Origin of the sequence: uncultured Agrobacterium sp., from assembly GCA_913777615.1 — a bacterium.
Classification (GTDB): domain Bacteria; phylum Pseudomonadota; class Alphaproteobacteria; order Rhizobiales; family Rhizobiaceae; genus Agrobacterium.
Map to the genome: position 1 here is coordinate 416,707 of CAJYTK010000011.1, position 26,389 is coordinate 443,095.

The following is a 26,389-nucleotide window of genomic DNA, read 5'->3' on the forward strand; positions in this document are numbered from 1 at the left end:
ACCGAAATCGTCCGACCATGCCGCCTCAGGCAAAGGGCAACTCGACATCAAAGCGATTGGACAGCTCAGCGAAGGACTTGCGGGTCGCAGGATCGAGAGCAACGCCATCGCGCACTCTTTGTGCTGCCACCTGCCATTCGCGATCTCCCGGCGCCATCACACGCGCACCATCGCGAGCGGCCGATCCCCGCAACGTATCGACGTAACGCCTCATCGCATCATCGAAGATGGCGCGCTCCAGAAATGCCTCGGGCTTCAGCGCCAGAACGAAAGCTCCCATGCCGCGCGGCGTGGAGAAATCCGGTCCTCCCATGGACGCGATATCGAAACTCAGTTTCATGCCGGTCAAAACAGCACTGAATATTTCCGCGACGCCCGCAAGCGCTGCTCCTTTGAATCCGAACTCGCCGCCGAGCGGCGCAAGCATCGCCGCGGCATCGGCATCGCTGGTATCGAGACCCTTTTCGTCCGATGCTGTCGCATGCGGCAAAGGCTGGCCGAGGCTTCGGTACAGGAGCACGCGATTATAGGGGATGGAACTCGTTGCCATGTCGAGCAGCCAGGGATCAGATCCACCAGACGGAACCCCGACTGCTATTGGATTGGTGCCGTGGAAGCGCTGGGCGCCATCGTGCAGGCGAACGAAGCTATCGGAATTGCAGAACGTTATTCCGATAAACCCTTGCCGCGCCGCCTCTAACGAATAGGCTCCAGCTGGACCGAAGTGCGAGGTATTGCGAATGGCCACAGCGCCAATCCCGAACCCCGACGCCAGCTCGACAGCGCGGTTCATCGCAGTGTATGCGGCTAGCGCACCGTGCGCGTCGTCCGCATCCAGCGTCTCCACCGCACCAAAACTCGTCACCGTCTTCAACTGCGGAGCGCGGTTGATGCGTCCTCCCTGAAGAGCCGTAACATAATGATCAAGCAGACGGACGCCATGGCTGTCCACGCCGTATCGCGTACCGTGCATCATGGCGCGGGTAGCGGCATCCGCAGTCGCCACATCGGCGCCACAGGCGCCAAAGACGGCCCGACAAAACTGGTCGAGCAGCGTCAAAGGCACTTGAGCCTGCGCCTCATCCTGCAGCATAGCGGTTCCCTTTCTAAAAATGTCTCATGCATACACTAGACATCAAATAAGAGACATGCAATCCCTGTGACGGCAAAATCCTGACTGTCGATCAGGGCAAGCTAAGGGATGGTATTAATCAAATGACACGTGTGACGACGGGCATCGCGCCTCGCCTTTACCGGCGGGCCTGCGAGATTCTGGCAGCCGATATTGCCAACGGCGTCATATCGAACGGCTCCCGCTTGACGGAAACCATGGTCGCCAATCGCTTTGGTATTAGCCGCGCTCCCGCACGCCAGGCGCTTGCAGAACTTGAGCGTCTGCATCTTGTGCGAAAATCGGAGAGCCGCGGCTATGATGTCGTGGCAAAAAGCCGAGTCTCAGTCGCAATGGGGGCAACGGATGGTGATTCCCCAATTCTTGCCGATACTACGCGCATTCAGGCGCGATCCAGCTGGGAACTCATCTACGATAATATCGAAATTGAAATCGTGTCGCGCACATCGCTTGCCGACTGGCGGATCAACGAGGCGGTTCTGGCTAAACATTATGGCGTCAGCCGGACGGTGGCACGCGATGTGGTTGCTCGTCTGCAAGAACGCGGCATCGTCCACAAGGACGACAGCGGGCGATGGTATGCCCCGGCACTGACCGCCAAACATATCGGCGAGCTTTATGAGCTGCGCTGGCTTCTTGAACCGATCGCATTGGAAAAGGCAGCGGCAAATCTCCCCAACGGGCTGTTGCTTTCACTGCGCAAGAACGTCGCGGACACTATCCAGTCGGTCGACAAGATCGATGGCGAAACGCTGGACGCGCTGGAACAGCAACTCCATGTCGAGCTTCTGGGTTACTGTGGAAATACGTCGCTGATGCGCGCGATCAGTCTGCCGCAGGCGCTGCTTGTCGCACATCATTTCCTCTATCACTGGACAATGGGGCTTTTCGATAGCGAACCCTTCTTGCCCGAACATCTGGCGATTTTCGATAGCCTTCTTGAAGGAGATATCGATGGTGCCAAAGCCGGGCTGGTGCGCCACCTACAAATTTCCAGAAGCCGCGCGATGATGCGCATCAAGGCTGTCGCTGAAGTCATATCACCCGACGAATTGCCGTATCTCGAAAAGCTGGAGAGCGATTGAGGGCAGCGCATTTCGACAAAACACATACTACCCGATAACCGGAGGAGGGTTATCCATCATGAAAATAGCATCTGTCCACCCGTTCATTCTGCACCTGCCACTCACCTCAGATTCCATTTCGGACTCGACCCATTCCATCACCCACTGGGGCGTCGTTGGCGCCAAGATCGTGACAACGGACGGACTGGAAGGCTACGGCTTCACAGGCACGCATGCCCACCTCGCATCGGATCGACTGATCACATCTTGCATTCGTGATTGCTACGCGCCGCTGCTGATCGGCGAGGATGCCAACGACCATTCAAGGCTGTGGACCAAACTTGCACGTTATCCGTCTCTTCAATGGGTCGGTCGCGCCGGGATCACCCATCTGGCGCTCGCCGCCGTCGATGTCGCACTCTCGGATTTGAAGGCGAAGAAGGCAGGTGTACCGCTCTGGAGCTATCTCGGTGGCGCGCGCACCGACAAGCTCGAAGCCTATAATACCGACATTGGATGGCTGTCTTTCTCAAAGGACGCTCTTCTGGAAGGATCTACACGAGCTGTGGAGCAGGATGGATTTACCCGGCTAAAGATCAAGGTTGGCCACGACGATCCGAATGTGGATATCGAAAGGCTGACGGCAGTTCGCGCGCGTCTGGGCGGTTCGGTGAGAATTGCCATTGATGGAAACGGCAAATGGGATCTGCCTACATGCCAGCGCTTCTGTGCTCTCGCCCGTGATCTTGACATATACTGGTTTGAAGAACCGCTCTGGTATGACGATGTCGGCAGTCATGCCACACTTGCTCGTAACACCGCAATTCCGATCGCACTCGGTGAACAGCTCTACACCGTCGATGCCTTCCGTTCCTTCATAGCGGCAGGTGCGGTTGCCTATGTTCAGCCCGACGTAACCCGCCTCGGCGGTATTACCGAATATATTCAGGTGGCGGATTTGGCACTTGCTCACCGACTGCCGGTGGTGCCGCATGCCGGCGAGATGAGCCAGGTGCATGTCCACTTGAGCTACTGGCACCCCGCCTCGACGATCCTCGAATATATCCCATGGATCAAGAATCATTTCGAGGAGCCCGCGGATGTTCAGGGCGGAATCTACAACCTGCCGCAGCGCCCCGGTGCGGGTACGACCGTGCTGGAAGAAAGCTTCGCCCGCTTTGGCAAAAGCATAGGGTGAGCCGCGTTGCGCGGGATCAGAGCGAGCGATACCCGCGCTTGAAGTAGATCAACGCCTCTTCGCCGTCACCAATGGCAGTATCGACGACATCGCAAATGATGATGTCGTGCGTGCTGCCATCGTGGATGGCGCGGACGCGACAATCGAAGGACGCAAGCGCGCCCTTCAGAACCGGCGCGCCGGTTTGAAGAAAAGTCCACTCACCGCCTGCAAATCGTTCGTCGCTCGGGGTCTTGCCGCCGAAGAGCCGGCTCAAATGTTCCTGATCAGCAGAAAGCGTGTTGACGCAGACCACGGCATTTTCAAACAACATCCTGTGAGCGGACGAGTTGCGATTGATGCAGACAAGGAGGGTCGGGGGATTGTCGGAGACGCTGCAGACAGCGGTGGCGGAAAAACCCGCCCTGCCCGCAGGCCCATCCGTCGTGACGATATTGACTGCGCCGGCAAGCTGCGCCATCGCGTTTCTGTAGTCCAGGCTGCGCTCTTCCGCAGTCTTAATCCCCATTGCGGCTTCCTTCTCACCATCTGACATACGCATCTCAAGCGACTGTTCCTAAAAAGTCGTCAGATACCGGACGTCTGTTCCGCTCCACATTAACGTCTCGAGGCCGCAAGGGAATCGAAAAATCTTCCCGCAGCGAATAAATGCGGACCGGCCTCAATTCGCTATCCCCTAGAGCGCCTTACGTCGTCTTGTTGGATGCACAAACAAAGCCTTACCTTCTTGAAGACGCGCATCGTGATTTTTGCGAAATTTCAAGCCTGATTTTTGCACCGCTATTGGTGACATAAAAAAAGCCCCAGACAACGTCCGGGGCCTTTCATCAGCGATGCTGATCGCGCAGTTTCAGAACTCTTCCCAGCTGTTTGCCTTCAGCGCAGCGTTCCCGTTGAAGGAAGACGCAACGCGATTTACGAGGTTACGGACTGGAGAGCGCTGAGGTGCCGCAGATGGAACGACGGGACGTGCCGAGGCCGCCGTTTGAGCGCTGCGCTGCGAACCCGTTTCGAACGCGCCCACGAGGGAAAACAGCGAATCCGCCTCTCTGGCGAGCGAGTGGCTGGCTGCCGTCGACTCTTCCACCATGGCAGCGTTCTGCTGCGTGCCCTGATCCATTTGGGAAACCGCGTTATTGATTTCCTTGATACCGGTGGACTGCTCACGCGATGCCTCAACGATTGAGAGCACGTTGACGCTGATATCCTTCACCTGCGCGACGATGTGGGTGAGAGCCTCACCCGTCTCACCGACAAGGCCAACACCGTTTTTGACATGATCGCCTGACTTGGCAATCAGTGCCTTGATGTCCTTTGCAGCACTGGCCGATCGTTGGGCAAGCTCGCGCACTTCCTGAGCGACGACAGCAAATCCCTTGCCGGCCTCGCCGGCGCGTGCGGCTTCGACGCCAGCATTGAGTGCTAGCAGATTGGTCTGAAACGCAATCTCGTCGATGACTCCAATGATATTGGAAATCTCTCTTGAAGACGCTTCGATCTCGTTCATGGCGCCGATGGCCTTTGTCACGACAACGCCTGAGCGTTCTGCGTTTTCACGCGTTTCGCTCACGAGGCGGCCGGCTTCCTCTGCCCGGCGCGTCGTATCCGCCACCGTGGTCGTGATCTGCTCCAGCGCCGCGGCTGTTTCTTCGACCGACGCTGCCTGCTGTTCTGTGCGTCGTGCCAAATCGTCGGCAGATGCTCTGATCTGGTTGGAACCCGCCGCGATCCCTTGCGCGTTTCCGCTGACCTTTATGATCGTATCCTCAAGCCGCTCTATAGCACCATTGAAGTCCACGCGGATCTTGTCGAGACGGTCGGCGAAGCTGTCTTGGATGCGGTAGTTCAGCTTGCCATTTGCAAGAGCGCCGAGACCCGCACCGAGCGTATCGACCACGTGCTGCACTTCCGCCGCGTCCTGGGCCTGCCGCGCTTCGCGCTCCAGCCGTTCACGTTCTGTGAGCGATCGGTTGGCCTCGGCTTCGGCCTCGAGCTTGAGACGCTCCTGGGCGTTGGTTTTGAAGACTGCAACGGAGCGAACCATTTCGCCGATCTCGCTGCGGTCCGGTTCAACATCCAATGCCGCATCGGCGCGACCTGCTGCGAGTTCACGCATGGTGCCAACCACGCTGCCGATAGGGCCCGTGATCGAGCGGGTAATGATTGCGGCAAGAACAGCCACGACGGCAAGGACACCAAAGGATGTTAGAATTGATACAGTAAGGCCACGTTGTTCAGACGTCGCAACGCCAGTGGCATAGTCACTCAGTTCCGCACCGACCTTGTCTTCGACCGTCTTGAGAACGTTGATGCGGTCCGTGGTCGCTTTGTACCAAGCCTCTCCGCTGATGCCACTCAACTGGCCACCAAACGGCGCCTGGAGAAGGACAGAGCGCTGCGTATCGACAAGCTTGGCGGCATCGCTGCCAAGTGCAGCCTCCAGCGCTGATTTTTCAGCAGCACCCGCATAGGAATCGAAGATCGAGAAATAGACGCCCTGCATGGCACCGAGGCGAACGAATTTCTGATAGCTTTCAGGATTGATGCTTCCGGTGGTAAAGGCCGCGGTTCCGACGGTTCGTTCCTGGCCCGCCCGTTCCTTCCCTTGCAGGAGTGCAGAATAAGCGATGATCCGATTGGAAATGCGGCTGTCCGACGTCAGAGAACTCATCGATTCGATGAGCTTGATCTGGCTGCCGATCGTATCGGCGAAATAAGCACCGATATCGGCAACGGATGCCTTTAGCGAGTTGATGTCCTGCCGCATGGCGTCAAGCTTGTCGAGCTTTGCTTGCGCGGTGATGGCGAGCTGCATGAAAGCAGGAGAGCCGGCGGCTTCTTCAGTCGTCAGATTAAGCTTTCGAAATCTCGCAATCGCGGCATCGGTCACGAGGCGCTGTTTTTCGAGAAGAGGTCCGAACTCGCCCTGCCCCTTCGCACCCACAAAGCCGGCAGAAGCACCGCGCTCCTTCTGAATTTCGTGGACCATACCACCGATCAGAGGTGCCATGGCTGAGATCTCAGAGACGGAACTGGCTTGAGAGGCAACGTCCAGCCTTCGGAAATTATCTTGGACAACAGCGCCTAGGAGGGCGATTGTTGGGATAGCGGCAACCACGACGATGCGGGTGCTGATTTTCAAGTTCCTGAAAAAATTCACTTTTGCCTCGATCCATCTGAAGACTCTTCGACGGCGCTTGAACGCCTGCGACGACTTTCGTCATGGATGAAGGTAATAGGATAAAATAATTTATTATCGGTTTAATTGCCTAAATGATGATCAGGTGTAACAGCAGTTGATCACATTTTTCATGGCTTAACCAACAGGTAAGGATTGGAGGTGCCTTCCCCTGCGGAGATACTGGGGAAGACGATCCATCGCGAGGCTGTACTGGCCTTAGTCCATCTGAACGTTGGCTTCCTTCACCACTGGACCCCATTTGGCAATCTCTTCGGACACGTGGGTCTTCAGTTCCTCCGGTGACGAACCGACGATCTTGGCGCTGAAATCCGCCATGCGCTTTGCAACGTCTGGATCGGAGAGTGCCGTTTTGGCAGCCTCATTCAGCTTGGCTATTGCCTCAGGCGGCGTCCCGGCCGGCGCGAAAAGCGCGTTCCAAGTGTAGGTTTCGTAACCGGGCACGGTTTCGGCAATTGTCGGCACATCTGGGAAAGAGGAAGCTCGCTCCGCCGTCGTTACACCCAGCGCCTTCAAGGTTCCAGATTTGATATGGGCGGAAGAGGACGGTAAATTGTCGAACATGATCGAGATCTGGTTACCAAGAAGGTCATTCAGGGCCGGACCGGAACCCTTGTAAGGCACGTGCTGCATCTCAACACCGGCCATGCTCTTGAACAGTTCGCCGGAAAGGTGAAGCGGCGTGCCGTTGCCGGAAGAGGCATAAGCGTGTTTATCTGGCTCCTTTTTCAGAAGCGCGATCAGTTCGGCCACGTTGTTGACGGGCAGCTGCGGATTGACCACGAGCACGTTAGGCACGACAACCAGAAGAGAAATCGGCGCGAAATCTTTTTCAGGATCATATGGCTTTGTCTTGAGGATCAACGGGTTGAGCGCATGTGTCGCAACCGTGCCCATCAGGATTGTATAGCCATCCGGCTCGGCACGTGCGACGCGGTCGGCACCGAGATTTCCACCTGCCCCACCGACATTTTCCACGACGATCTGCTGACCAAGAGCATCGCCCATTTTCTGCGCAATCACACGTGCAACGACATCGGTAGAGCCGCCTGCCGCAAAAGGCACGACGAGCGTGATCGCGCGCTCAGGAAAGCCTTCGGCATAAGCAGCCGTGTTAAACGTCAACAAAGCTGCCGCAGATGCAGCAAGCATCAAAGCTGCACGTCGTTTCAAAAATCCAATTGCCATAAAATCTCCTCCACACGGCCAACTGGCCTGGTACGCATAGTACTGAAAGCAACGTCCGCATCAACCTGTACATGCGTTGGGCGAAGAGTCTCGCTTCAAATTGTTACAGAATACACGTACTGCGCGTCTTTGAAGTCTTGAGTGACCGTGCCCGGAAACAAAAAACCCGCCGTGAAGCGGGTTTTCAGTGCCACAGTATCGAGGGCGGGTTATGCGCGAAGCAAGCCGCCCGTTGTCTTTTCGACATTCCCGACGATCTTCGCGGTCAAGGCCTCAAAGTCCTCGTCGGTCAATGTCTTGTCCACCGGCTGGATCTGAACTTCGATCGCGATCGACTTCTTGTTATCACCAAGCGACGCGCCTTCGAAGACGTCAAAGACATTGACTCCGGTGACGAGCTTGCGATCAGCACTGGTAGCTGCCTTGATGATGGCGCCCGCTTCGATAGACTTGTCGACCACGAAGGCGAAATCGCGCTTTACGACCTGGAAAGGTGAAAGATCCAGGGCTGGCTTGGTACGTGTCGCCTTCTTCTTCGGTTCGGCCATGGCGTCGAGATAAATCTCAAAACCGCAATAGGCGCCGGAGACATCGAGTGCGCCCAAGGTCTTCGGGTGGAATTCACCGAAATAACCGAGAATGACCTTCGGGCCCATCTTGATCGTGCCGGAACGGCCGGGATGATACCAGGAAGGGGCACCAGCCTCTATCTGAACATTGGCCATTGGCAGACCGCACGCCTCGATCACTGCCAGCGCATCTGCCTTGGCATCATAGACGTCGACAGCCTTGCCGCCGCCCTTTGTGGCGTTCGACCACATGCGGCCTGCACCGGCAAGCGAGGCCGTGCCGCGGCGAACACCACCGGCAACGCGACGCTGTCCTTCCGGCGTATCGCTTTCATAGGTGCCGGACACTTCGAAGATGGCGACATCGCCATAGCCCTTGTCGGAATTACGCTGTGCAGCAGTCAAAAGGCCGGGAAGCAAAGATGGCCGCATGTCCGACATGTCGGCCGCGATCGGGTTGGCGAGCTTCAACGCGGGCGAACCGCCACCGAAGAGCTTGGCCTGCGCTTCCGGAATGAAGGACCATGTGACAGCCTCCAGCATACCGCGGCTGGCAAGCGCGCGGCGTGCGGTGCGCGTGCGGATTTGCAACGTCGTTAGAATGCGACCGTTGACGGCACCAAGGTTCTCAAGCGGTTCCGGCTTGATGTTATCCACGCCATGGATACGCATGACCTCTTCCACCAGATCCGCCTTGCCATCGACGTCCGGACGCCATGATGGCACCGACACGGAAACACGCTCGCCGGAGCCTTCGATGCCGAAACCGAGACCTTTGAGGATAGCAAGACTTTCTTCCGCCGAAACCTCGAGACCCGTCAGGCGCTTTACCTCGGAGAGTGGGAAATCAATCCACTTCGGCTCGAAGCCCTTGTAGCCGACGACCTTTGCTTCTCCAGCCGAACCACCGCAAAGCTCGAGCACCAGCTCCGTCGTGCGCTCGAGGCCCGGCACCATATATTCCGGATCGACGCCGCGTTCGAAACGATAGCGCGCATCGGTGATGATGCCGAGAGAACGGCCCGTCTTGGCAATATTGATCGGATCCCAGAGCGCCGACTCGATCAGCACGTCCACAGTGTTCTCGTCGCAGCCGGAATGCTCGCCGCCCATGATGCCACCGATGGATTCAAGCCCATTGTCGTCAGCAATCACCACATTGTTCGGACCAAGCTTATATTCGCGCTGGTCGAGAGCGAGAATGGTTTCGCCTTCCTTTGCGCGACGCACGACCAGATCACCCTTCACCTTGGCGGCGTCGAAGACATGCATCGGACGGCCCTGATCGAAAGTCATGTAGTTGGTGATATCCACCAGCGCATTGATGGGGCGAAGACCGATGGCAAGCAAACGCTGCTGCATCCATTTTGGGCTCGGACCATTCTTCACGCCGCGCACGATACGAAGCGAAAAGCCAGGGCAAAGTGCTGCATCATCCAGCTCGAGTTTGACGTCGACCGGCGTCGAACCCTCGACCTTGAAGCTCGGCGCAGGCCGTGTCTTCAGCGTGCCGAGACCGGATGCCGCCAGATCGCGGGCGATGCCGTGGATCGAGGTGCAGTCCGGGCGGTTCGGCGTGAGATTGATCTCGATGACCGGATCATCCAGCCCCGCATAGGAGGCGAAGGATGTGCCGACCGGCGCATCGTCCGGCAGGTCGATAATGCCGTCGTGATTGTCGGACATGTTGAGCTCCTTCTCGGAGCACATCATGCCGTGACTTTCGACACCACGGATCTTTCCGACAGACAACGTTACATCGATTCCCGGAACATAGGTGCCAGGACGCGCCAGAGCGCCGACGAGACCGGCCCGCGCATTCGGCGCGCCGCAGACGATCTGCACAGGCTTGCCGTCACCGGCATCCACCGACAACACCTTCAGGCGATCTGCCTCGGGATGTTTTTCCGCCGACAGGATCTTGGCGATGACAAAAGGCTTGTAAGCGGCCTTGTCGTCAACGTCTTCGACTTCAAGACCGATGGCCGTCAGGCGTTCGCAGATCTGCTCCAGAGAGGCATCGGTATCGAGATGCTCTTTCAGCCAGGAGAGTGTGAATTTCATAACATATACTCCTCGACTTGACCGATCAGACGCTCAGACCGCCGAACAGCGTCGGCATGTCGAGCGGGCGGAAGCCGTAATGGTTCATCCAGCGAACATCGGCGTTGAAGAAATCGCGCAGGTCCGGCATGCCGTATTTCAGCATGGCGATGCGATCGAGACCCATGCCCCAGGCAAAGCCCTGATACTCATCCGGATCGAGACCGCCGGCGCGCAGCACATTCGGGTGCACCATGCCGCAGCCAAGGATTTCCATCCAGTCCTTGCCTTCGCCGAACTTGACGATCGGCCCGGAACGGTCGCACTGGATATCGACCTCGAAGCTCGGCTCGGTGAAAGGGAAGAAGGACGGGCGGAAGCGCATGACGACACTGTCGACCTCGAAGAAGGTCTTGCAGAACTCCTCGAGGATCCAACGCAGGTTTCCGACATGCGCCTTCTTGTCGACCACCAGGCCTTCGACCTGGTGGAACATCGGCGAGTGGGTCGCGTCCGAATCCTGGCGGTAGGTCTTGCCGGGAATGACGATGCGGATCGGCGGCTTCTGCGCTTCCATGGTGCGCACCTGCACCGGCGAGGTGTGCGTGCGCAGCACCTTGCGTTCACCCTTTTCATCCGGTTGGAAGAAGAACGTGTCGTGCATTTCGCGCGCCGGATGGCCTTCCGGGAAATTCAGGGCCGTGAAGTTATAATAGTCGGTTTCGATATCCGGACCTTCGGCAATGGAAAATCCCATATCTGCAAAGATTGCGGTAATCTCATCGACGATCTGGCTGATCGGATGGATGCGACCGCGCTCGGCCGGAGACTGACGGACTGGCAAGCTCACGTCGAGCGTTTCGGCTTTCAACCGCGCTTCGATCGCTGCGTCCTTCAACTCGCTCTTGCGGGCGGTCAGGAAATCCGTCACTTCCGTCTTCAACTGATTGATGGCGGCACCACGCGTCTGGCGTTCCTCCGGCGTCATGGTGCCCAGTGTCTTCAGCAGCTCGGAGACCGAACCTTTCTTGCCAAGTGCCGACAGGCGCACAGCCTCGATGGCCGCCTCGTCTGCGGCCGAGGCGATGTCCGACATCAGTTGCGATTTCAAAGTGTCCAGTTCAGTCATCTTTTCCTGCCTTGCCAAAGGTCTTAGCCTCGGCATCGGTTTCAACAGCATTCTTTAGAAAGTCGGTCGCCACGATAAAGCGTCGCAGATCACTACCCATCTGGACGCGCCCGATCAACCGGGCGAGAGGCAAAAATCGGCTGAGCACACGCACCAGACGGCGCAATTCATCGATCGTGGCCTGCGGCGCATTGGCTGTCCATCCGCGATAGGCTGCACCAAGCGTTTCTTCGCGCTTTTCGGCAAAGGCGCTAAGCGGCAAAAACAACAGCCAGAGATCGCGTGCCTGGGCGCTGGCAAGTGGCATGACGGCCTGCGGCTCTTCTTCGAAATCCATAAAGCCGATACGGCCCTCTTTGAGGAAAAAGTCACGAATATGCGGCCGCCCATGACACAGGCCGGCAGCATGGAGTTGTCCGAGCGTCTTGGCCGATTGAACCAGAAGCTGATCGGGATCGCCCGCTACTGCCTTGTGCGCGATGATGCCTTGTATCGTCTCTCCCACATCTTCCAGCACGATTGCCGTATCGGAGGAGTAGATGATGGCAGGCACGGTAAAGCCTGCGTCGCGGAACTCGATCATCCGGCGCTTCTCGCGCCCCATCATCTCGACGGGTGACAGGATCGGCGACGGCCTCAGGAAAGCATAGGGCAGAAGGCGACCGGCCAAACCCTGTAACTTGCCCCACCATCGCGGTTCTTCCGTGCCTTGGCGCTTGATCCAGACGGCGCCAGAACTCAGCTCCAGTCTCTGGATGCGTCTTTCGCTCATTAACAGGGTCTGCATAAGCGCAGCAATATCGGCGTCCTCCAAGTGAACGTGGAAGCCCTGTTCTCTCTCGCTGGCAGTGGCAGCCTGAAGCATGATGTTCCCGTTGGCGCATCGCGGCGCCCCAGAGCGCTCCCTATGGACGGAAGCCATTCCAAAAGTAAAACCCGCCCCGGTTGCCCGGCGCGGGTTTCGAATGAACAACAATTTGTCCGCGCCGTAATTACTTTACAGCGGATTCAAACTCGTTGGCCGTACCGGCATCCTTGAGGTACTCAAGAGCCTTCTTCGCAGCGTCGACGAGCGCGCCGAAAGCTGCCGGCTCATGGATAGCCATGTCGGACAGAACCTTACGGTCGACTTCGATGCCAGCCTTGTTCAGGCCGTCGATGAAGCGGCCATAGGTCAGGCCGAATTCGCGAACAGCAGCATTGATACGCTGGATCCACAGAGCGCGGAAGTTGCGCTTGTTGACCTTGCGGTCGCGGTAAGCGTACTGCTTGGAACGATCAACCGCCGCCTTTGCTGCGCGGATGGTGTTCTTGCGACGGCCGTAGAAGCCCTTCGCAGCCTTGAGTGTCTTGGTGTGCTTGGCGCGGGAAGTTACGCCACGTTTTACGCGTGCCATGTCATGATCTCCTTAAAGTGTCCAAAAATGCGGAAAAGTCTTAGAGACCGTTCGGCAGGTAGTTCTTGACGACCTTTTTGCCGTCAGCTTCGGCCAGAACCATGGTTCCGCGCGCGTCGCGAATGAACTTGTTGGAACGCTTGATCATGCCGTGGCGCTTACCGGCGGCGGCTGCGAGAACCTTGCCGGTGCCAGTGATCTTGAACCGCTTCTTAGCAGCGGATTTCGTCTTCATCTTGGGCATTTTGCTACTCCGTTATTTTGTATCGAAACAGGCAGACGAAGCCCGCTTCAAGCTATTCAGGAACGGCCACGGCATGCCCTGCCGGACCGTTCGGACGCGCGCTTATAACCGCAGTTATGAAAAAGCGCAACGGGGAAGCAGAACTTCCCCTGCGAGGGTGGAAAACGCCAGCTTCTATACCAGCGCGCCCAGGCATTACTTCGGTGCAAGCACCATCATCATCTGGCGGCCTTCGAGCTTCGGCTCAGCTTCCACCTTGGCAATTGCCACGGTGTCTTCCTTGACCTGCTGAAGCAGCTTCATGCCGAGTTCCTGGTGGGCCATTTCGCGACCACGGAATTTCAGCGTTACCTTAACCTTGTCGCCTTCTTCAAAGAAACGGCTGATCGCCTTCATCTTCACCTCATAGTCATGGGTGTCGATGTTCGGACGCATCTTGATTTCCTTGACCTCGACGATCTTTTGCTTCTTACGCGCTTCGGCCGCTTTCTTCTGGGTCGAATATTTCAGCTTACCGAGATCGAGAATCTTGCATACAGGCGGTTCGGCGTTCGGCGAAATCTCGACAAGATCAAGACCGGCCTCTTCCGCCATCTTCAACGCCTGATCCGTCGGCATCACGCCGAGGTTCTGGCCTTCTTCATCAATCAGCTGAATTTTGGGAATTCGAATTTCCCTGTTTGAGCGCGGGCCTTCCTTGACGGGGGCATCGGCTTTGAACGGTCTGCGAATGGTCGTATTCTCCTGATCTGTTTCGGGATCGCGTCGGCAAAAACAGCTTGTCGGTGCAAATGGCGGAAATGTCGTGAATGCCGCCGCGAAGTCAATAGCATGCCTTTGCAAAAAAATCACCTCCTCTCGTGGTTTTTACGAATCTGTTCTACAGGGGAGAAAGAAACGACAGGAGATTGAGATGAGCGACGCACACCAAGCCCCACACTATATTGTCGTTGGCCATGGCGACGCCGCACGCGAAATTGCGATCGTGTCCCGGTCGGCGTCAACGTCGGATCACCGCCCTGCCCTCGTCTGGCTGGGTGGCTATCGCTCAGACATGACCGGTACAAAAGCCGTCGAGCTCGATCGCTTTGCCGAGCAGGAGCAGCTTGCCTGCATCCGCTTCGATTATTCGGGCCATGGTGTTTCGAAGGGCGACTTCAAAAAGGGCACTATTTCCCGTTGGCTGGAGGAATCGCTTGCCGTTCTCAATGATAAGACACCCGAAAGCGTCATTCTCATCGGCTCGTCCATGGGCGGATGGATTGCGCTGCGCCTGATCGAAGAGTTGCGCAAGCGCCAGGATGGACCGAAGGTGGCAGGCCTCGTCCTCATCGCTCCCGCGCCGGACTTCACCGCTGAACTGATAGAGCCAAACTTGACGGAGGCTGAAAAGGCATCGCTTATCGAAAACGGTTACTTCGAGGAGCCATCGGAATACAGCCCCGAGCCCAACATCTTCACGCGCGATCTGATGACGGATGGTCGCAACAATCTGGTTTTAAAGGGCGTGATCGATACGGGTTGTCCAGTCCACATTCTTCAAGGCATGCGCGATGAAGACGTGCCGTATCAACATGCGCTGCGGCTGATGGAGCACCTTCCCGCAGATGATGTTGTGCTCAGCCTTATCCGCGACGGCGACCACAGGCTGTCTCGGCCTCAGGATATCGAGCGGATGCTCGCGGCGGTCAAAAGCCTTGTAGCCTAGAGCGCCGAGCGCCCTAAAGACCCCAGCACGCTCTACGGGTTTGAACCGACGCCCGCTCTTTCCGAAGATCGATGTCGGTTCTAGGGACTGCGCCGTGAGCATTTCGGCAACGCTCTTAACCATATTATTCATCTTGCATTCATGGAAGCCCTGCTCCCAATTGACACTTACCCCTGATCTCTCTTAACACTTTATTAAGACTTCAAGGGACGGGTTTGATGATGAATGCATCGCAGGCACGGGCGCTGCTTTTTGCAGTTGCGGCCGGACTACTTTCTGCTGCCTCGGTGCAGGCCGAGAACAAAGGCAGCCCTGCCATGGTAACGGGTGGCATTACGTCCCAGCCCATTGGTCATTATGAGTTCTGCCAGAGATACGCAGCGGAGTGCGACATTCGCAGCAAACTCACACCGCCACCGCGCGTCACCGAATATGGCTGGACCGTCATTCGTGATATCAATACCGAGGTGAACACCACCATCGTCGCCATGACCGACCAGGAAGTCTATGGCAAGGACGAGTATTGGGAATATCCCAAGACCGCGGGCGACTGCGAAGATTTTGTACTTCTCAAGCGCAAGAAGCTGATCGAAAAGGGCTTTGCCGTTTCCGACCTTCTGATCACCGTGGTTCGCAAGCCGGATGGTGAAGGTCATGCAGTGTTGACCGTTCGAACCAACAATGGCGACTTCATTCTCGACAATCTGTCGAATGAGGTGAAGCTTTGGACGGACACCAATTACACCTATCTGAAGCGCCAGGCCTCCTTCAACACGGGTCGCTGGGTTTCGATCGAAGATGGGCGCGATGTTCTGGTCGGCGCACTGCGCTAAAGAAACCGCATCGACAAAAACCTGAAAGCACGATCATTGACGCATAGAACGCGATGTCCTCTCTGAGGCGTCGCGTTTTGCTTTGAGATGCGGCACGGCTGACCAGCCCAATGTCGAACCAGCAGCGGCCACAAGAATGGCGACCACACCGGCGATCTGTAGTGGCTGCAGATGATGCCCAAAGGCGATACGATCGATGATGATCGCCGCCACCGGGTATATGAAGGACAGGGAGCCGGTCAGGTTGGTCGGCAATTTCTGGATTGCGCCGTAGAGCAGAATATACATCAGCCCGGTATGAACGACGCCCAGCGTCAGCAAAATTGTCCATGCTTGCGCCTCGATGCGAGGCCCATGTGCCGAAAATGGCAGGAGGAGAAAAATACCGGTTGCCACCTGAATGAGCGCGATCAATTGCGGCGGAAGGCCTTTCAGCGTCTTGGCGATGATGGCGGCCACGGCGTAGAAGAACGCCGCTGCAAGGGCAAGCGCGATGCCCGCGACATAGTTTTCGCCGGAATATCCCGCACCGGGCTTCGCATAGATAATCGCAAGTGTGCCGAGAAACGAAATGACGAGCCACAGCAGTTTATTGAGCGTCAGCTTCTCAGAGAGAACGAGTGCGCCCAAGGCAACCAGCATAAAGGGCTGAGTGTTGTAGACCGCGGTCGCGATCGAAATCGATGCGCGTGGATAGGCGGCGAACAAAAGCAGCCAGTTCGTGACAATCGCGACACCACCGAGCACTGCCAGACCAGCTTGCCGACGTGATATGAGGCCAAGCCGAAGAAATCCCATCCCCGCACAAATCGGCAGCAGGACCGCCGCGCCGAACACGCAGCGCCAAAACACGACGCTTGTAACGGGCTGACCGGACAACACCACAAATAACCCGATCGTTCCCGAAATCACCATCGCGCTTGCCATCTCAAGAACGCCGCGCATCTTTTCAGTCATTGTGAGCCCCTCATTGCCATGCGAGGATTTTAATGGACCCGATCGGATATTGCCTCTATTCTTAAGAGGCAAAACCTGGATATGTCCTATCAAAAGAAGGTTTTTGGCGACCCGAGCTTTGAAAGGAAAATCCAGTGCTCGACGATGTCGATAAGCGCATTCTTGAGCTTCTGTCACGCGACGGGAGAATGTCGGTCAAGGATCTCGCGCAGAATGTGGGGCTATCTGCGCCGAGCACGTCGGACCGGATCAGACGCCTGGAAGAGCGGGGCGTTATTCGGGGCTTTACCGTGGAAGTCGACCCGGAGAGTATCGGGTTCACGCTTCAAGCCATCATTCGTGTCCGCCCGTTACCCGGAAAGCTGCATGTTGTTCAGCAACTCATCGAGCAAATCCCTGCGATTTCCGAATGTGACAAGGTGACGGGAGATGATTGCTTTATTGCGCGTCTGCACGTCCGGTCTATCGAAGAGTTGGACACGATCCTCGACCGGATCGCCGATAAGGCGGAGACCAACACGTCGATCGTAAAGTTGCAGCCGGTCAAACGCCGGCTGCTTCCTCTCGGATGAACGTCACCCGTGACCGATGATAATGCCAGCCGCCAAGACCAGAGAGCCACCAAGCACCACCTGAAACACGGCGCGCAAGAACGGGGTTTCCATGAACCTGTTCTGGATGAAGGCGATTGCCCACAATTCAATGAACACAACGACGGCGGCAATCGCGGTTGCGGTCCAAAAATGCGGAATGAGGTAGGGAAGCGCGTGCCCGAGACCGCCGACAGCGGTCATGATGCCGGATGCGAGGCCGCGCTTTAACGGCGATCCGCGGCCCGAAAGCTTGCCATCATCATGCGCCGCCTCCGTAAAGCCCATGGAGATGCCAGCACCGACGGACGCGGACAGGCCGATCAGAAACGTCTGCCATGTATCCTGCGTGGCAAAAGCTGCGGCGAAGATTGGCGCAAGCGTCGAAACCGAACCGTCCATCAGGCCCGCAAGACCCGGTTGCACATAGGTCAGCAGGAACTGTCGCTTGGCGGTTTCCTCTTCGTCCGCACGTGCATCGTCCGGCAGATGCTTTTCTCCGAGCATACTGGCAATGTCCTCATGCCCCCGCTCAGCCTCGGCCAGATCGCCAAGGAGCTTTCGCGTCTGCGCGTCCGTGACGTGACGGATAGCCTCGTCGTAAAACCGGATAGCTTGCTGCTCCATCTCTTCGGCCTGCTCGCGGACATGCTCAACCGTCAAAGTCTTCACCAGCCAGTCCGGTTTGCGTTCGTAAAAGCCACGGACATGTTCACGCCGGATCAGCGGAATGACATCGCCAAAGCGCTGCTTGTGCATGTCGATCAGGACATTGCGATGCGCATGCTCCACCTCGGCCATATCATCGAAAATCTTGGCGGATTGCGGATATTGCTCCCGCAGATGGTCCGCATAAGAGCGGTAGATTCTTGAATCGTCCTCCTCGGAAGAAATAGCGAGTGCTAGGATTTCCTGCTCGTTGAGGGATGAAAAAGGGCGCTTGGAGGAGGAGAAGAGGCTACGAAACATGGGACCATCCTTTTAGAATGGTTCTAATTACTGCGATTGAAAACTTTCTTCAAGGGGTTTTAGAATAATTCTAAATGTGGTTTTCGCTCAGTCAGGAGCGGGCTTGATCAATGACTGTCGTAACACGGCATCCACTTTCATGACCTTTTGAAATGACAACGGATCCGCAATCGGCAACGGAAACATCACGCCGGCTGAGCGACCATCGACATGCCCCGCGATTTTAAGTCGAGCATCCGGGTTAGGCCAACAATGTCCCGTGAAGGCGAGCCCAGCGTAGCATCAATGGCGATCGGTCGGAACATTGCTCACTGTCCGGCATTCCCTGTTAAGCAATGCCGCATTCAGCTGTGTTGAGTCTCCATCATAAAATTCCGAGAGTGCAATGCCGACATCAGAACAGAAAATCCGTTACGCAGTGGTCGCCGGAGGCCAGATATCGCAACAAGCATTCATGCCCGGCATCAAGCAGACCGACAATTCAGAGCTCGTAGCGCTCGTCACCGGCGATCCGGTGAAAGCAGACAAGCTTGCAGGGCTCTACGGCATAAAGGCCTGGTCCTATGAGCAATATGACGAATTGTTGAGATCCGGAGATATCGACGCGGTTTACGTGGCGACCCCGAACTTCCTCCACGCCCCATTCGCTGTTGCCGCTCTTGAGGCCGGCATTCACGTCCTGCTGGAAAAGCCGATGGCGTCGAGCATAGAAGAGGCAGAGCAAATTCTGGCGGCACAGAAGAAAAGTGGTACCAAGCTCATGATCGCATACCGTCTTCATCATGAACCCGGAAACGTCGAGCTCTTCACACGGGCCGGTCGGGGCGATTTCGGTGAGCTGCGTAGCTTTTCCTCGACCTTCGCGCAGAATGTTGCCGAAGAGAATTCCCGTGGTCACAATGGTTACTGGTGTGGGCCGGTGCCGGATATGGGCGCCTATCCGCTTAATGCCGTGCGCAACCTTTTTGGTGACGAACCAATCGCAGTTCACGCGGTCGGGACAAAGACTCGCGATCGCGGCTTCAACTTCCATGATACTGTCGCAGTCACATTGCTCTTTCCGCAGCAGCGCACCGCCCAGTTTACCGTGAGCTATGCCACTGCTTCGGCCGAAAACTTTACCCTGGTAGGAACGAAATCTACCATAGAAGCCTCACCCTGCTATATGTTCGGTCCTTCTATTGGCATCGCCTATCGGGAAATCACAGAGGATGGCGAGCAGGAACACACTTTCGAGCCCGTAGACCAATTCGGTAATGAGACGCAGTATTTCTCCAATTGCATCCTCAACGACACAAACCCTGAAGCCGACGGTGAAGAAGGTCTGATGGATATGCGTGTTCTGGCCGCTGTCGAGAAATCGCTCGAAACTGGCGAGACGATAACCTTGCCCGCCGCTTCACGATCGCGACGCGTCGCAGCAGACCAAGCTCTTCATCTCGCTCCTGCTGAACAGCCATCGGAAGACGAGATGATCAACATCGTTCCACAGTCGAAGTGATAGTAGTCTTGGCGCCTCGCGACGGTATCGCAAGGCGCCAGACACAATGGTAAATTAGCCGGCTAAATCATGTATCGCGGATAAATGCCCAGAGCGTCTTGCCATGACGGTCTGACATAAGAAATAACCTGAAACTCAGAGATCCAGGCCAAGCAATTGCTGTATGCCATTATGGAACTGTTACGGAAAAGGTGTCAGAAGCTTGGTGGCGTACACGCACTGATCACCTCACATGGCACAGGCCCGACGCACCGAAAAATATGCGGCCGTCTACTCTCGAAATAATAGGCATCACCCGGCCCAAGAATACGACGCTCGTCATCCACAGTGACCTCAAGTCGGCCTGAAAGCACGATGCCACCCTCCTCCCCATCATGCACCAGAGGCACACGGCCGGTACTGGCGCCAGGCTGGTAGCACTCTTTGAGTATCTGCAGGCTCCTTCCAAACAGGTTGTCGCCAATCTGCCGATAGGAAATCGGACCTTTGCCAATCTCAACTAGTTCCTCGGCAGCATAAAAGGCCTTCCGCGGCTTGTCTGGCTCGAAGGCGAAGAACTCCGCGAGACCGATCGGGATACCGTCCAGTATCCGTTTCAAGGCGCCCACCGACGGGTTGGCCGAATTGGACTCGATGAGAGAAATCGTCGAGTTCGTCACCCCTGCTCGTCGCGCCAATTCCCGCTGCGACAACTTGTGCATCGACCGAAGATGACGCAATCTGTTGCCAATATCGACGCTCATTGAAATCTCCGCGTTTTACATGTTCGGTATAGCGCAAACATAGTCCCTTCCTGCCTGCGAAAACAATAGTTTAGAGAGAAACAGAAAAGGACTTGTTTGCAGCCATAAAGTCGCGGATGGATGCATCATCCAAGTCAAGGGGACCCTTATGGACCATCAAAGCAAATCCAACATGCCAAACCTTTCCAATTTCTGGATGCCATTCACGGCGAACCGCCAGTTCAAGGCGTCACCTCGTCTGCTGGCAAGCGCTGAAGGCATGTACTACACCGATATTGACGGCAATCGGATTCTCGATGGAACCGCAGGTTTGTGGTGCGTCAATGCAGGACACGGACGCAAGCGGATTTCGACAGCCGTCGAACGTCAGCTCTCAACGATGGACTTTGCGCCCACCTTCCAGATGGGTCATCCGATTGCCTTTGAGTTCGCAGAAAAACTCGCAGCCCATGCGCCGGGCGGTGCCGCAGCGGAACTCGACCGCGTTTTCTTCACCGGTTCCGGATCGGAATCCGTCGATACAGCCCTGAAAATTGCCATCGCCTATCAGCGTGCCATTGGACAGGGTACTCGGACACGGATCATCGGTCGCGAAAAGGGCTATCACGGCGTGGGCTTCGGCGGTATTTCCGTGGGCGGTCTTGTCAACAACCGCCGCGTCTTTCCGCAAATTCCGGCAGATCATATGCGTCATACGCTCGATGTCGAGCGCAATGCCTTCAGCAAGGGACTTCCCCAGCACGGCCTGGAACTTGCCGAAGATCTGGAGCGTCTTGTCGCTCTGCATGGGGCCGAAACCATTGCCGCAGTGATCGTCGAACCTATGTCCGGGTCGGCGGGTGTGGTCCTTCCCCCGAAGGGATATCTCGAGCGATTGCGCGCCATTGCCGACAAGCATGGCATACTGGTGATCTTTGACGAAGTCATTACCGGATTTGGCCGTCTCGGGCAGCCATTTGCCACAGATTACTTCGGCGTCGTCCCTGACCTGGTAACGACTGCCAAGGGCATTACCAACGGCTCGATCCCCATGGGTGCGGTCTTTGCCAAGCGTTACGTCTATGACGCGCTGATGCATGGCCCGGAAAACCAGATCGAACTTTTCCACGGCTATACCTATTCGGGCCATCCTGTCGCTTGCGCTGCGGGCATTGCGACGCTCGAAATTTACGAGGAGGAAGGTCTTCTCACTCGCGCGGCATCCCTGGCTCAGAAATGGGAAGACGCACTGCATGGATTGAAGGGCACGCGGCATGTCATGGATATCCGCAACCTCGGTCTGGTCGGAGCAATCGAGCTTACCCCTCGCGATGGCGCTCCTGGAACCCGCGCCTACGACGTCTTCGTCGACTGCTTCAAGAAAGGCCTCCTCGTTCGTGTCACGGGAGATATCATCGCACTGTCTCCGCCTTTGATCATTGAGGAAGAACAGATCGACACAATCGTCTCGACAATCGCCGACGCATTGCAGCGCGCTGCATAATATAAGCTATGGCTGCCATCCGGGGCGACATCGCGTCCCGGATGGTCAAAACATCCATTTTTTATCTAAATTTTAATAAATTCATCCCGTTGTTTTTTAATGAGAAAAATCTCGATACCAAAGCTAAATCACGCTTTGCTTTCCACACTTCGTATAGCCGGGTTGGATAAATATGCAGCGCTATTTCGCCGCTTATGCTGAACAATATTTACGATCTTCTCAGACACCTTGAGGGTCTGCACTCGTATGTCAGGCACAGCAGTAATTTCCCAAAACTGCCCCGCTGTCAAGGCACCGACGGCAAAGAGGCCGCGCCGTTCCGGCTTGGTAGGCGTCAGCACAACGGAATCGGCATCAACCTTAATTCCCAGCCCGAGCGGGTCTTTTTCAATCATATCCAGTTCGAGCATTCTCTGCAGCAGTGGAGAATGAGCGATACCGGCGCGCTCCATTCCGGTGCAGTTAACCAGCCAGTCGAATGGCAGCAAAACCTCTTTGCTATGTCCTCGCATGCGGTAGGTCAGCGAAGTACCATCGTCGGTTCTGGCTATCGTTCGAACGAACCCCGCGTGAACCTCGACGACACCTTCAGACAGCAGGCCTGCAAAAACCTCATGAACCTGAGGAGCGACGCGGTGGCGATGGACATTCCACCAAGCCAGCGCATGCCTTAGAAAGCGTGATCTTTTCTCTTCATCCATGGACTGCCACAGCTTTTGTGTATGCGGTCGCAAGCCATCCATAACGCCACGCCAATTAGCACCTGCCCTTATCTGTCGGCGCAGGCCGGCAAGCATCTGGCTGATTTCGCTGTCCGAATCCAATTCCGGCTCAATCGGTGCAACTGGGGAAATGCTGTGGCCATGAGGAACCAGGCCTCGGCGAGAAACGACATGGATTTTCCCTCTGTGTCCTTTATTGCGCAAGGATAAGACTTGGTCGATCATGGTGAGCCCGGAGCCAAGGATGCAAACCGTATCATCGACTCCAACCTTGGAAAGCCAGTTGAGACGCCAGGGATTTCTGACCACTCGTCGCAGGAGCGCCATATCGGCCTCTTTTGTTAACCGCGGTAAACTGGCTGTGCCCACACCAATACACAGAACCGCGCTTGATGCGGGAAGCACTTTGCCGTCATTGAGATGGAATGTGATCTCGTCGCCGTTCAGCCCAACGCAGGACATCGCCTTTGTCTTGATGAAATCTATGCGCACGCGCTGGCGATGATCGCGCAAGAGAGCGGCCAGCGTATCTCGCAGGTAAAGCCCATAATCATTACGGCTTGCGAAGGTAAGATTGTCGACATCCCGTCCTCGACTCTTCAGCCAAGCCAGGAAGTCGTCTGGCCGGTCGGGAAATACACTCATGCGCGCCGCAGGTACATTCAGTCGATGGAGATGCAACTCAGTTCGATATGCGGTCCCGCGACCGAAACTGGAATCCTCGCCAATGACAGCAACAGACGCGCCATCCGGCAAAGCTTGCAACAGATTAGTCACGAGGCTGATCGCTGAAAACCCGGAACCAACAACCGCTACATCATAGATCATAATGGACTCCTCTGCTTACCTAAGACAGAAGAGCCTATACGACTTCAGAAATCAAATTAAGACCCAGATCCATTCTGAGTGAAGGACTGCTCCCTCCTTCTACAGATTGGAGTTAGCCGCGGCTAACAACCCAAGGTATCCCGCAGAACGGCAGCGGCGAGCACACGCAAACATGCAGACTGGCACGGAATAAGCGCCGCGCTTTGCGACCTGATACCCATACGTAGATGGAGGACCGTTGCGAAGTCACTCCCAATCACCGGCCGCAGGGGAAGAAACATTGGTTTTTTGATTCAAAAGACCCGCCTACCCCGCTGAAAAGATTCATGTTTGACGAGACAAAAGCCTATTGCGTCCAAAAGAGAATCGGCGCTTATATCCCAGTTGCGGAAAAATTCGATTTCAACGGAAAAAACCGCAACTGAACAAACGAGCGGAAAAGAGAGAAATGACACCTGGTGCCGACCCAAATACTGCTGAAAGAGTGCCCGATCTCACGAGCCTCATCTTACAGCATTCGGCAGCATTGTCTGCCCAGCTTCAGGCGCATAATGCTCACACTTTCGCGCCGCTGTCTGAAAAGACGATGCGCACCTTTTCTCCCTCCGAAACCGCCAAGCTCATCGGCATCGGCGAAGCCTATCTTCGTCAGATCGCCGCAGAGATGCCTGACCTCAGCGCCTCACAGAGCGGCGGTCGTCGCAGCTACTCGGTCGATGACATTCATGCAATCCGCAAACATCTCGATCAGGGCGCGCGCGGCACGCGACGCTATCTCCCGCACCGTCGTGACAATGAGGCGCTGCAAGTCGTCGCCGTCATGAATTTCAAAGGCGGCTCCGGCAAGACCACGACATCGGCGCATCTGGCTCAGTACCTGGCGCTACGCGGTTACCGCGTTCTGGCAATCGACCTCGATCCGCAAGCAAGTCTGTCTGCTCTGTTCGGTCACCAGCCGGAACTGGATGTCGGTCCTAACGAAACTCTATACGGTGCTATCCGCTATGATGACGAGCAGCGCCCTGTCGCAGAGATCGTCAGAGGAACCTATATTCCGGATCTGCACATCATTCCCGGCAATCTGGAACTGATGGAGTTCGAGCACGATACGCCGCGCGCCTTGATGCGTCGTGCGCCAGGCGACACCTTGTTTTTCGCCCGTATCGGTCAAGCAATCGCGCAGGTGCAGAACTTCTATGACGTCGTGGTGATCGACTGCCCGCCGCAGCTCGGCTATCTCACTTTGTCGGCGCTTACTGCTGCAACATCCGTGCTGGTGACGGTTCATCCTCAGATGCTGGACGTCATGTCCATGAATCAGTTCCTTGCCATGACCGGCGATCTCCTGTCCGAAATCGGTCGTGCCGGCGCGCGCTCCGATTATCATTGGATGCGTTATCTCGTGACCAGGTTCGAACCGAGCGACGGACCACAGAACCAGATGGTAGCGTTTCTCCGTTCCATCTTCGGTGAAAACGTTCTGAACCACCCGATGCTCAAGAGTACGGCCATCTCCGACGCCGGTTTGACCAATCAAACCCTGTTCGAAGTTGAACGTACCCTCTTTACCCGATCAACCTACGATCGGGCACTGGAAGCAATGACCAACGTGAACGCTGAAATTGAAGGCCTGATAAAAAAAGCGTGGGGTAGAACCGCATGAGCAGAAAGCAAATCTTCGCCAATCTCGGCGGCAATAATGCCGATAACAACGAAGCCGCCGCCGAACGTCCGCGTCCGCGCATTCGGCCTATTCTCGGTTCACCTGACCTCGTAAAGGACACCGTCAATTCTCCGGTGGGAATGATCGGGCAGTCTCTGAGCGAGGTTTCCGAACGCAGCAAGCGTGCCGAAGAAATTGAAAAGAAGCTGGCTGAAGGCCTGGCAATCGTAGCGCTCGATCCAGCCGATATCGATCCTTCCTTCATACCGGATCGTATGCCTGCCTCTCGGGAAGCCGATGTGGGGTTAGTCGAGGCGATCCGAGAGCAGGGGCAACAGGTTCCTATCCTCGTTCGTCCCCACCCTGAAACGCCTGGTCGCTACCAAGTTGCTTTCGGACACCGCCGTCTTCGCGCCGTCGCCGAGATCGGCATTCCGGTTCGCGCTGTCGTGCGTGAGTTGACAGATGAACAACTCGTCGTCGCGCAGGGTCAGGAAAACAACGAACGGCGCGATCTAAGCTACATCGAAAAAGCGCGTTTCGCACAAAAACTGCAGCTGCGATTTTCGCGCGATACGATCATGGCGGCGATGTCTCTTTACAAGAGCGACCTTTCCAACATGTTGTCCGTCGTTGGACGGATCCCCGATGATATTGTCGACAAGATCGGCCCAGCCCCCGGTGTCGGCCGGAGAAACTGGATGGATCTTGCCGATCAGTTGACGTCCTCGCACGTGAATGAGACCGCACGGTCGTTCCTTGATGACAGTCGCGTCGAAAATCTCGCTTCGGAAGAACGTTTCAAAGCTCTGTTGGAGCATCTCAAACCAAAGGTCGAACCCAAGCGTAGCGGCGTCATGGCATCGAGAAGCGGACAAAAGCTTGCCAAGATCGTCGAAACGGACCGAAAGATCGATATTTCGATTGACCGGAGGGAAGCGCCTGAATTCGCGTCCTTCGTCCTAGAGCATTTGCAGTCTCTGTATGAGGAGTATCGCTCCAAGCAGTGACACCAGCCCTATCGCAGGGTCTAGTGAAGGCTCTGCGGCACGGCCTGTGAAACCACTAACTAAGGCGTGGAGGCAATCTTAAAGGACTCCGCTGCGCTTCAACGAAACCAAACAACCGAAACACGAACAGGAGCATCTGGCCCAAAAGAAAAAAGCCCCCGAACGTTGCCGCGCGGAAGCCTTTCTTTGATTTAAGCACCCGAAGAATCTCATTTCCGC

General features: G+C 56.3%; 23 protein-coding genes. 9 read left to right on the top strand and 14 right to left on the bottom strand.

The window, feature by feature from the left end; genetic code table 11:
• Positions 1–25 precede the first annotated feature (25 nt).
• Positions 26–1,093 carry an Ldh family oxidoreductase gene (locus QZ862_RS11025; RefSeq protein WP_296099810.1) on the bottom strand — a complete coding sequence of 356 codons (1,068 nt, stop codon included), beginning with the start codon at positions 1,091–1,093 and terminating at the stop codon, positions 26–28.
• 122 nt (positions 1,094–1,215) lie between these two features.
• Here QZ862_RS11025 and QZ862_RS11030 point away from each other — a divergent pair, with 122 nt between their 5' ends.
• Positions 1,216–2,217, top strand: coding sequence for a GntR family transcriptional regulator (locus tag QZ862_RS11030; RefSeq protein ID WP_296099812.1), 1,002 nt, complete (start codon positions 1,216–1,218; stop codon positions 2,215–2,217).
• A gap of 58 nt (positions 2,218–2,275) precedes the next feature.
• The gene (locus QZ862_RS11035; protein WP_296099814.1) at positions 2,276–3,394 is read left to right on the top strand and encodes a mandelate racemase/muconate lactonizing enzyme family protein; all 1,119 of its coding nucleotides are present in this window, start codon (positions 2,276–2,278) and stop codon (positions 3,392–3,394) included.
• Between the two features lie 16 nt (positions 3,395–3,410).
• On the opposite strand, the gene QZ862_RS11040 is transcribed toward QZ862_RS11035, so the two are convergent.
• From QZ862_RS11040 to infC, 9 genes are all read right to left on the bottom strand, one after another.
• Positions 3,411–3,935 carry a flavin reductase gene (locus QZ862_RS11040; protein ID WP_296099816.1) on the bottom strand — a complete coding sequence of 175 codons (525 nt, stop codon included), beginning with the start codon at positions 3,933–3,935 and terminating at the stop codon, positions 3,411–3,413.
• Between the two features lie 309 nt (positions 3,936–4,244).
• Positions 4,245–6,404, bottom strand: coding sequence for a methyl-accepting chemotaxis protein (locus QZ862_RS11045; RefSeq protein WP_296099819.1), 2,160 nt, complete (start codon positions 6,402–6,404; stop codon positions 4,245–4,247).
• Between the two features lie 387 nt (positions 6,405–6,791).
• Complete coding sequence (locus QZ862_RS11050) at positions 6,792–7,745, bottom strand: tripartite tricarboxylate transporter substrate binding protein (RefSeq protein WP_296099895.1); 954 nt, start codon at positions 7,743–7,745, stop codon at positions 6,792–6,794.
• Between the two features lie 245 nt (positions 7,746–7,990).
• Entirely contained in the window at positions 7,991–10,414 is a 2,424-nt protein-coding gene (gene pheT / locus QZ862_RS11055; protein WP_296099822.1) for a phenylalanine--tRNA ligase subunit beta, read from the bottom strand.
• A 25-nt stretch (positions 10,415–10,439) separates the two neighbouring features.
• A complete protein-coding gene (gene pheS, locus QZ862_RS11060; RefSeq protein WP_296015412.1) occupies positions 10,440–11,522 on the bottom strand; it encodes a phenylalanine--tRNA ligase subunit alpha in 1,083 nt (360 codons plus the stop codon).
• A complete protein-coding gene (locus QZ862_RS11065) occupies positions 11,515–12,387 on the bottom strand; it encodes a serine/threonine protein phosphatase (protein ID WP_296099826.1) in 873 nt (290 codons plus the stop codon). Before QZ862_RS11065 ends, pheS begins: the two co-directional genes overlap by 8 nt.
• Positions 12,388–12,514: 127 nt before the next feature.
• The gene (gene rplT / locus QZ862_RS11070) at positions 12,515–12,919 is read right to left on the bottom strand and encodes a 50S ribosomal protein L20 (RefSeq protein WP_027674723.1); all 405 of its coding nucleotides are present in this window, start codon (positions 12,917–12,919) and stop codon (positions 12,515–12,517) included.
• Between the two features lie 40 nt (positions 12,920–12,959).
• Entirely contained in the window at positions 12,960–13,163 is a 204-nt protein-coding gene (gene rpmI / locus QZ862_RS11075) for a 50S ribosomal protein L35 (RefSeq protein ID WP_027674722.1), read from the bottom strand.
• A gap of 195 nt (positions 13,164–13,358) precedes the next feature.
• On the bottom strand, positions 13,359–13,895 hold the full coding sequence (gene infC / locus QZ862_RS11080; protein ID WP_062424525.1) for a translation initiation factor IF-3: 537 nt from the start codon (positions 13,893–13,895) through the stop codon (positions 13,359–13,361).
• Positions 13,896–14,076: 181 nt separating this feature from the next.
• Between infC and QZ862_RS11085 the strand changes: the two genes are divergently transcribed.
• Positions 14,077–14,871: an alpha/beta hydrolase gene (locus QZ862_RS11085; RefSeq protein ID WP_296099828.1), complete on the top strand. Its 795-nt coding sequence runs from the start codon at positions 14,077–14,079 to the stop codon at positions 14,869–14,871.
• A gap of 218 nt (positions 14,872–15,089) precedes the next feature.
• Positions 15,090–15,704, top strand: a complete 615-nt coding sequence (locus QZ862_RS11090; RefSeq protein WP_296099830.1) for a transglutaminase-like cysteine peptidase — start codon at positions 15,090–15,092, stop codon at positions 15,702–15,704.
• A 33-nt stretch (positions 15,705–15,737) separates the two neighbouring features.
• Here QZ862_RS11090 and QZ862_RS11095 read toward each other — a convergent pair whose 3' ends face one another.
• On the bottom strand, positions 15,738–16,661 hold the full coding sequence (locus QZ862_RS11095; RefSeq protein WP_296099832.1) for a DMT family transporter: 924 nt from the start codon (positions 16,659–16,661) through the stop codon (positions 15,738–15,740).
• Positions 16,662–16,795: 134 nt separating this feature from the next.
• Between QZ862_RS11095 and QZ862_RS11100 the strand changes: the two genes are divergently transcribed.
• The gene (locus tag QZ862_RS11100; protein ID WP_296099833.1) at positions 16,796–17,233 is read left to right on the top strand and encodes an Lrp/AsnC family transcriptional regulator; all 438 of its coding nucleotides are present in this window, start codon (positions 16,796–16,798) and stop codon (positions 17,231–17,233) included.
• 3 nt (positions 17,234–17,236) lie between these two features.
• Here the strand turns inward: QZ862_RS11100 and mbfA are convergent, their stop codons facing one another.
• Positions 17,237–18,220, bottom strand: coding sequence for an iron exporter MbfA (mbfA, locus tag QZ862_RS11105; RefSeq protein WP_296099836.1), 984 nt, complete (start codon positions 18,218–18,220; stop codon positions 17,237–17,239).
• A 385-nt stretch (positions 18,221–18,605) separates the two neighbouring features.
• On the opposite strand from mbfA, the gene QZ862_RS11110 reads away from it, so the two are divergent.
• Positions 18,606–19,721, top strand: coding sequence for a Gfo/Idh/MocA family oxidoreductase (locus QZ862_RS11110; RefSeq protein WP_296099839.1), 1,116 nt, complete (start codon positions 18,606–18,608; stop codon positions 19,719–19,721).
• Between the two features lie 194 nt (positions 19,722–19,915).
• On the opposite strand, the gene QZ862_RS11115 is transcribed toward QZ862_RS11110, so the two are convergent.
• A complete protein-coding gene (locus QZ862_RS11115) occupies positions 19,916–20,464 on the bottom strand; it encodes a cupin domain-containing protein (RefSeq protein WP_296015455.1) in 549 nt (182 codons plus the stop codon).
• 148 nt (positions 20,465–20,612) lie between these two features.
• On the opposite strand from QZ862_RS11115, the gene QZ862_RS11120 reads away from it, so the two are divergent.
• Entirely contained in the window at positions 20,613–21,947 is a 1,335-nt protein-coding gene (locus QZ862_RS11120) for an aspartate aminotransferase family protein (RefSeq protein ID WP_296099842.1), read from the top strand.
• 128 nt (positions 21,948–22,075) lie between these two features.
• On the opposite strand, the gene QZ862_RS11125 is transcribed toward QZ862_RS11120, so the two are convergent.
• Positions 22,076–23,497: an FAD/NAD(P)-binding protein gene (locus QZ862_RS11125; protein ID WP_296099846.1), complete on the bottom strand. Its 1,422-nt coding sequence runs from the start codon at positions 23,495–23,497 to the stop codon at positions 22,076–22,078.
• Positions 23,498–23,945: 448 nt separating this feature from the next.
• Here QZ862_RS11125 and repA point away from each other — a divergent pair, with 448 nt between their 5' ends.
• Positions 23,946–25,160 carry a plasmid partitioning protein RepA gene (repA, locus tag QZ862_RS11130; RefSeq protein WP_296099848.1) on the top strand — a complete coding sequence of 405 codons (1,215 nt, stop codon included), beginning with the start codon at positions 23,946–23,948 and terminating at the stop codon, positions 25,158–25,160.
• Positions 25,157–26,170, top strand: coding sequence for a plasmid partitioning protein RepB (repB, locus tag QZ862_RS11135; RefSeq protein ID WP_296015460.1), 1,014 nt, complete (start codon positions 25,157–25,159; stop codon positions 26,168–26,170). The genes repA and repB overlap by 4 nt, the downstream gene beginning before the upstream one ends.
• Positions 26,171–26,389 lie beyond the last annotated feature (219 nt).